This window comes from Ruegeria sp. AG7, assembly GCF_056541545.1.
The window spans coordinates 428,992-442,806 of sequence record NZ_JBQFYP010000001.1 but is presented as its reverse complement, the minus strand read 5'-3'; the positions used below and the strand labels follow the sequence as shown (position 1 = coordinate 442,806).

9 protein-coding genes and 1 pseudogene are annotated in these 13,815 nt (G+C 57.9%); 6 read left to right on the top strand and 4 right to left on the bottom strand.

Annotation, left to right across the window (positions count from 1 at the left end):
- Positions 1 to 133: 133 nt before the first annotated feature.
- Genes ACR0BF_RS02305 through ACR0BF_RS02295 form a run of 3 tightly spaced genes read right to left on the bottom strand, consistent with a single transcriptional unit; the run spans position 134 to position 4,589 of the window.
- Complete coding sequence (locus ACR0BF_RS02305; protein ID WP_480624190.1) at positions 134 to 1,960, bottom strand: caspase family protein; 1,827 nt, start codon at positions 1,958 to 1,960, stop codon at positions 134 to 136.
- Positions 1,961 to 2,001: 41 nt separating this feature from the next.
- On the bottom strand, positions 2,002 to 2,682 hold the full coding sequence (locus tag ACR0BF_RS02300) for a DUF928 domain-containing protein (RefSeq protein ID WP_480624189.1): 681 nt from the start codon (positions 2,680 to 2,682) through the stop codon (positions 2,002 to 2,004).
- Positions 2,682 to 4,589 carry a CHASE2 domain-containing protein gene (locus tag ACR0BF_RS02295; RefSeq protein ID WP_480624188.1) on the bottom strand — a complete coding sequence of 636 codons (1,908 nt, stop codon included), beginning with the start codon at positions 4,587 to 4,589 and terminating at the stop codon, positions 2,682 to 2,684. The genes ACR0BF_RS02300 and ACR0BF_RS02295 overlap by 1 nt, the downstream gene beginning before the upstream one ends.
- A gap of 441 nt (positions 4,590 to 5,030) precedes the next feature.
- Between ACR0BF_RS02295 and ACR0BF_RS02290 the strand changes: the two genes are divergently transcribed.
- The 3 genes from ACR0BF_RS02290 to ACR0BF_RS02280 are packed head-to-tail and all read left to right on the top strand — an operon-like array spanning position 5,031 to position 9,832.
- A complete protein-coding gene (locus tag ACR0BF_RS02290) occupies positions 5,031 to 6,026 on the top strand; it encodes an HlyD family secretion protein (protein WP_480519323.1) in 996 nt (331 codons plus the stop codon).
- Complete coding sequence (gene rbbA, locus ACR0BF_RS02285) at positions 6,023 to 8,716, top strand: ribosome-associated ATPase/putative transporter RbbA (RefSeq protein WP_480605785.1); 2,694 nt, start codon at positions 6,023 to 6,025, stop codon at positions 8,714 to 8,716. Before ACR0BF_RS02290 ends, rbbA begins: the two co-directional genes overlap by 4 nt.
- Complete coding sequence (locus ACR0BF_RS02280; RefSeq protein WP_480624187.1) at positions 8,717 to 9,832, top strand: ABC transporter permease; 1,116 nt, start codon at positions 8,717 to 8,719, stop codon at positions 9,830 to 9,832.
- Between the two features lie 159 nt (positions 9,833 to 9,991).
- Here ACR0BF_RS02280 and ACR0BF_RS02275 read toward each other — a convergent pair whose 3' ends face one another.
- Positions 9,992 to 10,906, bottom strand: coding sequence for a GlxA family transcriptional regulator (locus tag ACR0BF_RS02275; protein WP_480519329.1), 915 nt, complete (start codon positions 10,904 to 10,906; stop codon positions 9,992 to 9,994).
- A gap of 21 nt (positions 10,907 to 10,927) precedes the next feature.
- Here ACR0BF_RS02275 and ACR0BF_RS02270 point away from each other — a divergent pair.
- The 3 genes and pseudogenes from ACR0BF_RS02270 to ACR0BF_RS02260 form a co-directional block, all read left to right on the top strand.
- Positions 10,928 to 12,112 (top strand): annotated as a pseudogene (locus tag ACR0BF_RS02270) (CoA transferase); the annotation flags it as partial.
- A 4-nt stretch (positions 12,113 to 12,116) separates the two neighbouring features.
- Positions 12,117 to 12,368 (top strand): hypothetical protein, encoded by a 252-nt coding sequence (locus ACR0BF_RS02265; RefSeq protein ID WP_480624186.1) that lies wholly within the window; start codon positions 12,117 to 12,119, stop codon positions 12,366 to 12,368.
- Positions 12,369 to 12,397: 29 nt separating this feature from the next.
- Entirely contained in the window at positions 12,398 to 13,744 is a 1,347-nt protein-coding gene (locus tag ACR0BF_RS02260) for a N,N-dimethylformamidase beta subunit family domain-containing protein (RefSeq protein WP_480624185.1), read from the top strand.
- Positions 13,745 to 13,815: the final 71 nt, after the last annotated feature.

Sequence of the window (13,815 nt, the reverse complement as noted above, 5' to 3'; positions counted from 1 at the left end):
CGTCCAGATCGGGCTTGAGAGCGATCGGATTTCGATTGCATTGCAAGTATTACTAGCCGGGATAGCCCCTGTCTGAATCTTTTATAGAGCTGAGCAATGCACCTGGGCTGCAATCCATTTGAACTTATCCCGGTTAGGGCAACCTGCCTTCCAGAACGACTGAACGTGCAAAGCGTCCCGACCCGTCGAACCATTGTGTCGGCACGATCTCACTCAGGTCTCGGCGTCCGTTTCGTTCATACTGAAACTGAGCGAAAGCCTTGTTGCCTTTCCCATGGGTCTTGTTCGGTTTCGATGGCAACCAATTTGTGAAATTGACCGGCTCTCCGGTGTACCACCGCCAACCTGTCACGGCATTTTCTTCCTTTGGGTCCTTCCGGAAGCCAAAATAGGGGCCAGCCTTGTAACTGGTGTTGGTTCGACTGTCATAGCCTTGTTCAAACAAGGCTGGATCATGGGCGATCATGCGCACCACGAATGCGTTCTCGTCAGCCGATGTCAGGGATGCAAGATCGATGCCACAGCTCTCGGCGAGGCGGCGTGCGTCGTCGATCGAGCCGGAATAAATCATGGCGATGTAGAAGCTGCCCCGGTACTTGCCATAGATGCTTTTCCGCAGCCCAAGGCACCTGAGCACTGTTATGATCTCTTCGTTTTCACCCAGCATTTCAAGGTCATCCGGCATTTGACGCGCGGCAAATGGATTGCTGACAAAACTATCGTCAGCCCCATCCTGCCATTCCATTCGCAAGCTTGCCAGAACGGCCGCATCGACATGGCCCGTCGGATCAAGCCCTCGGGCCTCCTGCAAAGCCTTTATTCCCGCCCGCGTCTTCAGTCCGAACGCGCCATCCGGCACGCCGACCTCGAAACCGGCGGTATTGAGCGCCTCTTGCAGACGCTGTTTCCGTTCGCGGTCCGGTAAAAGGAAATCCTCCATTGTGGACAGGTGGCCCTGTTTCTTCAGCCAATCCGGCGTAATCTCGGCCATGCGCCCCAGAATCTCGGGCTCGACGATGGTGGCCGCCCGGTACTTGCCGGCGACCAGCGACCAGCCACGCATGGTGTTCACTTTCATCGCGGCGCTGATTGCAGTGTCGCGGGTCGCAAGGGGGCGCACGGCGACGGGCTGGGTCGTCTGGTCTGCAGGTGCCAGCATTGCCACCTGTTCGACCTGTGGCACAAGGTAGATGTCTTCGCCAGGCAGTGAGCCATATGTAAATGGCTCCTGAAATCCATCCGTAAGCTCCACCACCCGATCGCGCACCCGGCGAAACATTTTCCCAAGCTCCAACCCCGGCTGTTCGATATGTTCCAAAAGTGCCGTCGCATAGGGGCTGTTCCGGCCGCCCCCGTCCTGCGCCAGCGTTCCACCACGCGCGGCATAGCCCACGACAACCCCACCAGGTTCCACTGCGGCCAGCCCACGCCCGATCGACCGAGTGGCCGACGCGCGCGACATCTGCGCAACGAAAGGATTGTTGCGGCAGGCATCGACCAGAATCAGCTTCAGCCCCGGCGTATCGGCAATCGAATTCACGATTGCATCCAGACGGATGGCCTCGAAGTCGACGTCGCGGTCGCTTTTCAGGGCCGCACTCACCGGGATCAGGTAGTTGGTGTTCTCGATCTCAATTCCGTGGCCCGCGAAATAGACAAGCGCCACATCGGCCCCTGCGGCGGTTTCGGTAAAGTCCCGAAGTGCGATGCGCATACCGTTGTAATCCAGGTCCAGACCCGTGGTGACCTCGAACCCTATACGTGCCAGCGATATCGAGATGTCCTGAGCATCATTGACCGGGTTCTCCAGACTCGAGACATGCTGATAAGCGGAATTGCCAATAACCAGAGCCACGCGTCTTTCCGTCGCCGCAGAGGCTGCCGCTGTCAGGGTGCAGATCAGCGCAAGGACCAGCAGAACGCAGCGCAGAGCCAGACCTGAAAAAGACCAGTTTATCATCAAGCGTCCCCCGCGTGTCGGCCGAGGGGCTGGAGCGTGTCCTATGGCAGCGAAATGCCAGCAGACCGGACAAGGCTCGCAAACCCCGCATTCCGGTTGACCCTTACTTTACCCGACAACTCGATTTCGACAAAGGGTCGCAGGGCATCGAACCATAATCCCTCGGCAGCCAAGACCGACACATCCTCTGCGGCGGGCTCTGGGGCGGTGACCCGTTCCACGTAAGTCGTTACCGTCGCGATAACGGTCCCCGCCTCAGGTTCCGCCAAAACGACTGTCCAGACATAGATACGCCCCGGCTCCAGCACGAGTTCCGAGCGCGACAGGTCAAGCGCGTAGAACCCTTTTCTGAACCGACCTTTGCCGGAAATACCGACCCCGTTCTGCGGCGCTCCGATCGGGGCCATCTGTGCGGTCATCTGACCTGAAAAGTTTTCAGCCAAGTGCCAGATCAGTGGGGGTTTACCTAATGTAGTCACACCGCCGCCAGCCGGTGCCAGCACGGCCAGCACACCAGCCTCTTGCCCGACATCGCGGGTGGCAGCACCGACGCGGTCCGCCGGGGCACCGATGGTGGGCGGAATGAAGATGACCTCGTCTGGATCAGCCTGCTGACTGCCTTCGCTTTCTTGCGCCGACAGGGCAATGGTCGAGCCCAGAAGCAGCAGCAAACCGGTTATCAAAGCGCCAAGAGTGTTTCCCGAACATGCCGGTGTCATCATTACGATGCCCCCTTCTGTGCAGATCCTGTGAGCAAGAATAACCCAACTTCCCGCGACTTGTCGTCGTGGATAAGGTGCCCGACCAACTGAAACGTGAAATAGCGTCCAACGAGTTCTCGAAGATCAGCGCTGGCACAGATCGTGGTTGCCGACGCGCGCCTAACTTGCAACGCTTTTCCGAATGCCTCGATACGGGCTGCGATGTTCACCGTGTCGCCCATGATGTTGTATTGAAGGCTGCCCGCGCTGCCCAACGTGCCGCCCAAAACCACACCACTATGGAGCCCGATCCGCAGGCCATAAGGTGCCAACAGACCACCTTTTGCATTCAGTCTGTCAATCCGGTCAGAAATTTGCAGTGCCGTCCGGCAGGCCGCGACAGCGTCCTTTTGGATGTCTTCTTCGGTCGTTCGAGGCATCGGCGCACCGAACACCACCAGGATTCCGTCACCGGTGAACTTCTCAATGAACCCGCCGTTTTCGCGTGCGACCTGGCTCATCTCATCCAGAATTCGGCTTGTCCAATCCATGAAGGCTCCCGGCTCGGCCGAGCCGCCGACGGTCGTCGAGCCTTCCAGATCAGCAAGAAGGACACTGACGCGCAAGCGACGGGGGCGCGGTTTACCGCCAGCAAAAAGGATATCACGCGCGTTCCATATCTCGGCTGTGAGCTCCGGGGACAGATGATCCGAGAACAGTTTGGCGATGGCCTGGCGTTGCCGACGCGAGATGATCCCGACGGTGAGGAGCGCTAAGAGAAAGGCGGCAAACCAAGCAACCGATGTCGGAACGACCGGCAACCATAGTCCACGAGACAACAGAGTTGAAAGCGCTGCTCCGATAGCGATGGCAAGGCCTGGTCCAAGTAGTATGACGGTCAGCACAGTGCGCAACAGAACCCCAGCTAGTGCCCCGAACAATGCGCCGGCGAAGATTATCGCCAGGTGCGCACTTTGCCCGGGGCTGCGTATCGGTTGGCTGCGGCCCACGGCATAATCGATTAATTGCTGGGTGGTAGCTGCATGCACCAATACGCCGTAGCTGAATGGTGTCTGTGGCGGGTTGTTCAGCGGTGTGCGAAAATCGTCTTTGATCGACTTGCTGGTAACCCCGATCAGAGCGACCTTTCCTTCGATCATGTCCGCGTCTGCTTGTCCGGCGAGCAAGTCGCGGGCCAGTACGATTGGGGCCATCGGCAATGCATTGGTGTAATCCAGCAGCACCTGATAGCCTGTATCATCCACCCCGCGATAACTGCCGAACCCGTCTTCCAGCCGTCGCACCGGCGTCTGACCAAACAACAGGGTCCGGGGATCGTCCGGCCAGGCTTTCAGGCTGTTTTGACCCGTGGCGCGCAGGGCCAACTGTGTGCTGAACGCCAAAGAAATGCGATCAGTGCCGCTGACCAGCAGAATACCGCGCCGGGCGACACCATCCGCGTCGACGGGGATATCAGCAAACCCCACGCTGCCGTCGTTCTGCGCGAAATCCGGCGCCTCGATGCTCAGCCCGCCGCTGTCGTTCAGTTTCACAACCCAGATCGCATTGGACTTCAGGAACGCCGCTTCGAGTTGCTGCCGCCCCTCGATCACCTCATTGTCGCGATAGATGTCGATACCGATTACAGCGGCGCCCGCCGACGACAGTGCGTCGATAATGTTCGCAACCTGACCATCTGAGAGGGGCCAGCCCCAGCTGCGCAAATCCTCGTCATCGACCGCGACCACGACAACATCCTGTGCCAACGCATCGCTGGCCCTGCGGGCCAAAACCCAATCGTAATGTGCAAGCTCGGGCCGCTGCAGGTAACCTTCAGAACGAAGGCCTGCGAGGATCGTGAAAACTCCAAGCGCGGCAAGACCCGCCACGAAAAGCGCCTGCACCGGACTAAGAAGCCTTCTGTTCATCTTACAAGTTTGCAGTTGTTCGAAGGTAAATAGCAACTTACGTTCGTTGTTTTCTCAAGACCATCGGGGAGTTTGCGGGGCTGAACGCCGCTCAAACCGTGTCTTTGAGGGTGAACTGTACATGGCGGTCTTTTGAGGAACCTGCTAAAGCTATCGGTTCAGGGTCGAGAAATTGACTCCGATATCGGCCACCACTCGTTTTCACTTCAGCTTGGCTGTCAACGCGGTGCGCATTGCCTTAGTGTGCGAAGCCAGGGTTGGTTTGCATGCCATGTTGTTTCTCTTTTGTGGTAAAGTTTCAGGTCACAAAGGCTGAACATGTCCGGGACAGGGTCGCAGAGTCTTTCTTTGCCCTGACGTCGTTGGCTTGATCCAAAGCAAAGCCCACGGTTCAGCAGCAGTATAGAGGAATACCCGCAGCGAGTTTTCAGGCGGTGGATAATGAAGAAAAACTCATTGATTTTTTTTGCTTTGGCTGCGCTCGCGATGGTGGGCGTGGTGCTCTATTCCCTGGTCTCTGAAAATGGAAGCCAGTTGCCTGATGGATTTGCCCGGGGGAATGGTCGGATCGAGGCCGAGCAGATTGAAATTGCGCCGACCTTAGCCGGACGTGTCGAAAGCGTCATGGCGGTTGAAGGCGGTATGGTCGCCACCGGTGACGTGCTGGCCGAAATGGACAGTGATGAGTTGTCCGCCACGCTAGATCGTGCCAAGGCCGAAGTGGCGCTGGCGCATCAGACCAAAGTGGAAGCAGAGGCACTTGTTGTGCAGCGGAAAAGCGAACTGCGCCGGGCCGCGCAGGAGCTTCAGCGCGCAACGGCTCTTCTGACTGGGCAGAATATCTCTGAAACGGTTTTCGAAGAACGCGAAACCATACATCAGGTTGCCGCGGCGGTTCTGGGTGCCGCACAGGCGCGCGTGGCCACTGCAGAAAGCCAGATTGCGGCCGCCGAGGCCGAAGTGCGCCGTATCGAGGCGCTGATCGAAGACAGCTCGCTTTTGGCTCCGACACGCGGGCGTGTGCTTTATCGGCTGGCGGAACCCGGCGAGGTCGTTGCCGCGGGTGAACCAATCCTGACTCTGCTCAGCCTTGAGAATGTATATATGGAGGTGTTCCTGCCTGCGCGCGAAGCCGGATTGCTGCCTATTGGTGCCGAAGCTCGCATCATTCTTGACGCCCTGCCGGACTATTCCATTCCAGCCTTTGTAACCTTTGTCTCTCCTGAAGCGCAATTCACACCCAAGCAGGTCGAGACTTTGGATGAACGCGAACAACTGGTGTTCCGCGTCCGTGTGCGCATCCCCGAGAATCTGGTCCAACGCCGGATTGAGCACGTCAAAACCGGGCTTCGCGGTGTTGCCGTGATCCGGATCGATCCAAACCTTGCGTGGCCAGAGGCGTTGGAACAGGGTATCCCGCCCGAGCTGTTCGAATGACGCCAGAGGCCGACATTGAGATTCGCATCACGGGTGTCACGCACCGGTATCGCAGCGATGTCGCGTTGCAGTCGGTTTCGCTTGATCTTCCCAGGGGCCAGCTGGTCGGCTTCATCGGACCGGATGGGGTGGGAAAGTCGACCCTGCTGGGGTTGATCACCGGTGCAAAAAAACTGCAAACCGGATCAATCAATGTTCTAGGTGGCTTGATCGACGACGCCGCGCACCGACGCCTTATCTGCCCGGCCATTGCCTTCATGCCACAGGGCTTGGGTCGAAACCTTTATTCTGAGTTGTCAGTACGCGAGAACCTTGAGTTCTTTTCGGGGCTTTTTGGCCAAGGGCAAGAAGAATGTGACATCCGGATCAATGCGCTGTTGTCGGCGACAGGGCTGGCGCCGTTTGAAGACCGGCTTATGGGCAAGCTTTCGGGCGGGATGAAGCAAAAGCTCGGCCTGTGCTGTGCTCTGATACATGATCCGAAGTTGCTGGTTTTGGATGAACCGACAACCGGTGTCGATCCACTCTCACGCCGTCAATTCTGGGCATTGATTAATGCCATTCGGGCAGAGCATCCCAGACTGTCCGTCCTTGTGTCCACTGCTTACATGGAGGAGGCGGAAAGCTTTGACCGAATTGTTGCAATGGACGGAGGTCGCGTCATCTTTCAAGGCAAACCTGCTGAACTGAAAGGGCAGGACCGGGATCTCGAAACCGCATACCGGCGCTTGCGGTCACACGATGGTTTTGGATTGGCGTCGGAACAAACACCTGTTCGGCAGGTCAACCCGAACCCTGTGATTTCTGCCCGAGGCCTGACACGTCGGTTCGGGGATTTCACCGCTGTCGACAGTGTCGATTTCTCGATCCATCGCGGAGAGATATTCGGTTTTCTTGGGTCAAACGGTTGTGGCAAATCCACCACGATGAAGATGTTGACCGGCCTGTTGCCAGTCAGTTCCGGAGAGGCATTGTTGTTTGGCAACCCGGTTGATGCACGTGATCGCAAGATGCGTCGCGACATCGGATACATGAGCCAGGCTTTTTCGCTCTATGGCGAGTTGTCAGTTCATCAGAACCTACAGCTTCATGCCCGGATATTTGCAATCCCTGATCGAGAGGAGCGCATATCGGAATTGACCGAACGTTTTGGTCTGACGGCCCATCGCGACACACTAGCTGCCGCGCTGCCTCTTGGAATCAAACAACGTTTGTCATTGGCGGTGGCGGTTATCCATCGTCCCCGAGTTCTCATTCTTGATGAACCAACCTCGGGTGTGGACCCCGAAGCACGCGATGTCTTTTGGGCTTTGCTGGTCGAACTTTCGCGCAAGGACTTGGTGACGATCTTTGTCTCCACCCATTTCATGGCCGAGGCAGAGCGCTGCGACCGCGTATCATTCATGCATGCGGGCCGTGTTCTGGCGGAAGGTACGCCCGCGGACCTGATCGCCGCAGAAGGCACCGGCAGCCTTGAGGAAGCTTTCATTTCAGTTTTGGAGGCCGCAGAAAAACCTGCACCTGTCGTGGCACCCAAAGTTGACTTTGTCACCAAGACCAAGGTCACCGGACAAGGTATCGGTCGTGCCCTGACTTACACACGACGCGAAGCGGTTGAAGTGGTCCGCGATCCAGTTCGTCTGGCATTTGCATTTCTTGGCTCGGCGATTTTGATGCTGGTGTTCTGCTTTGGCATATCACTCGACATAGAAGATCTTGAGTTTGCCGTTCTGGACTTGTCTCAAAGCCCGGAAAGCAGGGCTTACACGGAAGAAATATCGGGATCGCCTTATTTCAAGCAAACGCCGCCTTTGATCAGCGCCACAGAAGGGCGCAGACGGTTGCAGGCAGGGGACGTTTCGATGGTGATCGAGTTGCCACCTGATTTCGGGCGCAAGTTGCGCACAGGTGAACCTACCCAAGTGCTGGCAACCGTTGATGGCGCGATCCCCTTCAAGGGGGAAACAATCGAGGGGTATGTCGCCGGGCTGCACCAGTCGTTTCTTGACGGGCAGTCGAGGACCACAGGCGAACACGCGGTTGAGATCGCCCGTATTGAACCCCGGTTTCGCTATAACCAGAGCTTTGAGAGCATTGCCGCGATGGCCCCGGCCATGCCCGCCATCCTGCTGATCATGCTGCCTGCCGTGTTGGCTGCGGTCAGCGTCGCGCGAGAGCGCGAGCTGGGCTCGGTCGTCAATTTCTACGTAACACCGACAACGCGGCTCGAGTTCCTGATCGGCAAACAGATACCCTATATCATGATTGCCTACGTGAATTTCCTGTTGCTGGCCGCAATGATTATTTTTGTTTTCGATGTGCCGCTTAAGGGCGATCCCCTGCCTTTGGCATTGGGTGCGTTTTTGTATGTTTGGGCGACGACGTCTTATGGATTGCTGATCGCAACCATGACATCCAGCCAGGTGGCAGCGACTTTTGCCACTGCTATCGCTTCGGTCGTGCCTACCATCCAGTTCTCGGGTCTTTTGCAGCCCGTTTCGACGCTAGAGGATGGTGCGCAGCTTATCGGCTCTCTCTGGCCCTCATCCTACTTTCTGCACCTCAATGTCGGGGCCTTCACCAAAGGGCTTGGATGGGAGGCGCTCGCACCGGACATTTTGGCACTGGCCTGCTTTGGACCGGCGTTGACACTGATCGCCGCGCTTTGCCTTCGCGCGCAGGAGAAGTGAATGCAGCGATTGTCCTGCATATTCTGGCTTGGCCTGAAAGAAGTGATGAGCCTGCGTCGGGACTGGGTGATGATGGCGCTGTTGGTCTGGTCTTTCACGCTGGCACCCATGATGGAGGCAACCGGCGTAGCGACCTCGGTCAACAACGCGTCGATTGCATTTTCTGATGAGGACAATTCTCCACTGTCCCGAGCGCTTGCCACGGCATTTTTTCCACCCGAGTTCCAGCCGGTCGTACAAATCGGACCAGGTAGCGGTCCAGCGCAAATGGACGCCGGAGAATTCATCTTCATAGTTGTTGTTCCACCGGGATTCGAGAAAGACCTGAGGGCAAGGCGCAAGCCTGAAATCCAAGTTCTGATCGACGCCACGGCGATGGAGCAGGCCGGGATCGGCGCCAGCTATATCACCAATATTTTGGGTGCCGAAATTCGCCGCTTTGCGATCGGTGTCGATCTTGTAGATCCACCGCTGGTCGATGTCATCCTAAGAAGCGCTTTCAACCCCAACCGTGATACCGTGCGTTTTGCCGGGATCGTTGCCCTGATCGGACAGATCATGTGGCTTACCACCATTCTGACCGGCGCTGCCATGATCCGAGAGAGGGAGCACGGGACGATCGAGCATCTGCTGGCAATGCCGCTGACCCCGTTTGACATTGCAGCAGCCAAAATCTGGGCCAATGCTGCAATTGTCCTGATCGCGGCCAGCCTGTCTCTGACCTTTGTCATGCAGGGTGCGCTGGGAATTGAAATCTCGGGGTCAAAAGGACTGTTCCTGTTTGGCACTGTCCTGTTTCTGTTCACCGCAACCGCACTCGGGGTTTTTCTCGCTACGATTGCGCGTTCGATGGCGCAGTTTGCGCTTTTGGTCATGCTGATCGTCCTTCCCATGCTGATGCTGTCCGGAGGAGAGACGCCGGTTGAAGGGCAGCCAGACTGGTTGCAGGTCGGGACGCTGCTATTGCCGTCTCGTCACTATATGGCCGCCAGTCAGGCAATTGTGTTCAAGGGTGCCGGTCTCGAAACAGTTTGGCCAGAGTTCATCTGGATGGCTTTGCTGGGCGCTGTCCTGCTGGCAACAAGTCTGGCCCTCTTTCGGAGATCTGTTGAGTAATTGAGCCAAACCGGTTTGGGATAATGTTCAAGGGCGATGTCATAATGCCTCTGGGACGATTGATTTATTCATATGTGACCGAATACCCCGGCCGCCGATCAGCTGTTAGAATCCCCTTCTCCCGCTTCGAAAACTTGCACGCGTCGTTTGGCAGAACCTTCAATCATCCACCTCTTTCGGGCCACATCTTTGGATCGTGTGGGAAGTTTTTGCGCAGGCTGCGGATAAGAGTGGCGTACTCGCAAAACCGCAACGCAGAGCGATTTCCCCAGGCGCAAGATCACTGTAGCGAAACATTTCGCGGGCACGTGCCAGACGTAGAAGCAGATAATACCGCCCCGGTGTTGTCTGAAGCTCCGTCCAGAACAGACGGCGCAAGGAGCGTTCGGACATATGAACCTGTTTTGCAAGGGCAGAGACCGGCTGCGGTGTTTCGAGTGCTCCGGACACCAATGCGACAATCCGTTTGAGTTTTGGCGACACCGCTGACGACAGCGCCTGATCTGGATAAGAGGCACCGTGCCGCCTGGAATTGTCATGCAGGAACATCGCCGCGGCGTCAAAGGCAACTGATGGGCCAAACCTGCTCCGGATAAAGTGCAGCATCAGGTCTAGGGCCGCTGCGGCGCTGCCGCATGTCCAGAAACGACCATCCTGAACATAACGGTCAAAGAGGACATGGGTTTCGGGAAACTCCTCTGCAAACTCCTCAAGAAGTTGCCAGTGTAACGTCGCCTTCCGGTGGTTCAGAAACCCGCCCCGCGCCACCACCCATGCTCCTGTATCCGCTGCAATCACTGTTGCGCCCTGCATCAGCCGGCCAAGGCCCCGGCCACGGCGCAGCGCAGCACTGCCGAATGGCTGGCCGACGACCATGCAGTCACTTAGGGGCTGGTGGCCGTACTTGATGACCCCCGCCACGGGCGGATGCGTCAGATGGGCAATGTGGCCTGGCTGGCCGACGATCCGGGTGTGATGACCAAAACCGCTGGCCCTTAAGCGGATGGATATCGCAGCGAGCTTGCCCGTGTTTTCGCGGAACCACCCCGAAATTTCAGCGTTGGAGAAGGGCAAGGCGATTGGCTTGATGGGCTCAAGGTTCTGGATCTGACCAACGTCATTGCCGGGCCGACCATCGGGTCGTCATTGGCCCGTTTTGGGGCGCAGGTCACACTGGTACAGCCGGTACGACCTTCGGTCGATCCGTGGAGCGCGGTGTTTTTTGGCCTGCATGCTCAGCGCGGCAAGAAGAGCATCTTGCTCGATCTGCGTTCGGAGGGCGGGCAGCACGTCTATTGGCAAATGGTCGCTGAAGCAGACGTAATCACAATGAACGGAACAGACCTGCAACGAGAAAGCTTGGGGCTGAGTGAAGCCCGGCTGACAGAGGTTAACCCGCGTCTCATCGTTGTGCAGCTTGACGCCTGGGGCGGACCGCGTCGGGGACCAAAATCGGATCATCTGGGTTATGACGATCTCGCACAGGCCGCGACCGGCGCGATGACCCGCTTTGGCGGCGGGCCGGAAACGCCCGAGGAACACGCCCATTTTGGCACGATTGATGCATTGACGGGGCATTGCGCCTGCGTGGCGCTGGGCGCCGCGCTGGAGCGGCTTAGAATGACATGCAAGGGTGGCATCGCCCGCGCGTCGCTAGCCGCCGCAAGAGAGTTGATTCAAGCGCAGTTCATGTATGATTTCGACACGCGCGCGCCGTTTGACGAACCTTCGGGGCGTAAAACGCTTGGTTGGGGGCCGTTCTATCGCTGCTATGCCGCGTCCGACGGCTGGATGTTCTTCGCCGCACCGACCGAGGGTCACGCCGCCTTGGCGCGCGTGCCTGACCCATCCGATCTTGCCGGCTTGGACGATACTGATCTGGACTCTGCTCTGTCCGAGCGTTTCGCGCAAAAACCAGTGGCCGTATGGGCTCAGGCTTTCGCTGGGAGCTCGGTGGGTGTGACCCGCCTCGGTTCGCTGCACGACACCCGCGACGTGGGCCTTCAGGCTGAAAGCGCAGGCGCTATCGACATTCGCAATGCAACCTTCCGAGCCGTTCGACATGACCAGCACCCGATGGCCCGCTGGGTTGATCTGGTTGCCCCCAATGCGGTGCGACCGCAGAATGCCACGATAACCATCCCCGGCCCGGCACCAAAATACGGACAAGACACGCGCGAAATCCTTGCGCGTCTGGGTTATGGTGACACCGAGATACAACGTATGATCGAAAAAGCCGTGGCAGCTGAGAGCTGGTCGGAAAAATATCTGCCGGAATAGACACATGACCCAAGACAAGTTCGGACCGGAAATCACGCCACGCACCCGTGCAAAGGCGCGCCATATCCTAGATCATTATTACATCGGCCCGTCCCGAAATGCTGCGGTTCTCGAGATCTGGGGATATACCCCAAAGATGAGCTATGCCCCCGGAGATCGCGTGGTACTTCATGTGTCGACCACGGCGCGTGAATGGGATCTTGAGATCGGTCGCGACGGGCTGGTCTATCAACCACTCCTGACCGAGACGGGCTAGCCGGGGGTGTATCACCCCACGCCGGAGGATTGCTCGGTCAAGGGTTGTGGCTGGCCCGAGGCCTATGGTTTTGCATTCCCGAAGACTGGGCGCCTGGCGGCTACCTTGTCACCTTCCGCGCCCGCAGTGGCGACGAGATGGTCGAAGAGCATCACATCATCCTTGTAAGAAGCGCCCCTGATGCCACGCCATCACTCTATGTTCTGGTTTGTGCCACCGGCACATGGCTGGCTTATAACTGCTGGGGCGGCTCGAACCATTACGAAGGCATCACCGGTCCCGAAGGTAACGCCTTTTCCCCGGTTCTTTCGACCCAGCGACCCTGGTCGCGCGGGTTTTGCAGGCTGCCTGAAGGCGCCCCGCGGGCGCTGCGGGAAAAGCTGACCAGACCGGGCGAAATGGTGCGCTACCCCTATATGGAATGGGCTTACGCTTATGGCTATTCCAAGAAATACGCCTCGGCTGGGTGGGCCAGCTATGAACGCTATTTCGCCCGTTGGGCCGAGGGGGAAGGCTATGATTTCGACGTGATCGCGCTGCATGATCTTGAGCACGACCCGAAGCTGCTTGGCCAGTATGCCTGTGCCGTGTTTGTCGGCCATGACGAAAACTGGAGCGCGATTATGCGTGATGCTGTTGACGCCTATGTCGATGGCGGTGGCAACGTTGCACGGTTTGCCGGAAACTTCCTGTGGCAGACCCGGATCGAAGACGAGGGTCACACGCAGATCTGTTACAAGTATATCGCGGATCAGGACCCGCTTATGGGCACCGAACAAGAGCACCTCGTCTCGGGTGCCTTCGAGGTCGCACCAGTTGACCGCCCGGGTGCCTTGACATTCGGAGTTAACGCTCTGCGCGGTGTTTCCGCCGGTCTTGGGAATTGCGTTGGCGGCGGCGCAGGCGGCTTTACGGTCTACCGCCCCGACCATTGGGCATTTGACGGAGTCGGGGTCGGCTATGGCGACATTTTAGGCGCGCACGCCCGGATTTTTGGCTATGAGGTCGATGGTCTGGATTACCGTTTCGAAGACGGTCTGCCATTTCCCACCTGTACCGACGGCGCTGTTCCAGAGATCGAGATACTTGCCATGGGGCTTGCCACCAATATCGAGGCAGATCACGGGGTCTGGGGTGAAACGCTCTACATCGGTGCCGACGATGCGCGGTTCAAGGCGCAGGTGCTGTTCGGCGAAGTCACGCCCGAGACGCTCGACACCTGTAAACGTGGCAATGGGATGATCATCTCGTGGCGTCGCGGCAAGGGTCAGATCTTTACAGCCGCAACCTGCGAATGGGTTGCCGGGCTGATCCGCCGGGACGAGCAGGTAGAACAGATCACCCGCAATGTGCTCGACAGGTTGGGAAAGGGTTAGGTTAAGTGCTAAAATGAAGGTTGGGGCGTATTGCCTTTCCAAAGAATTACTTGTTTCGCGGATACATGACC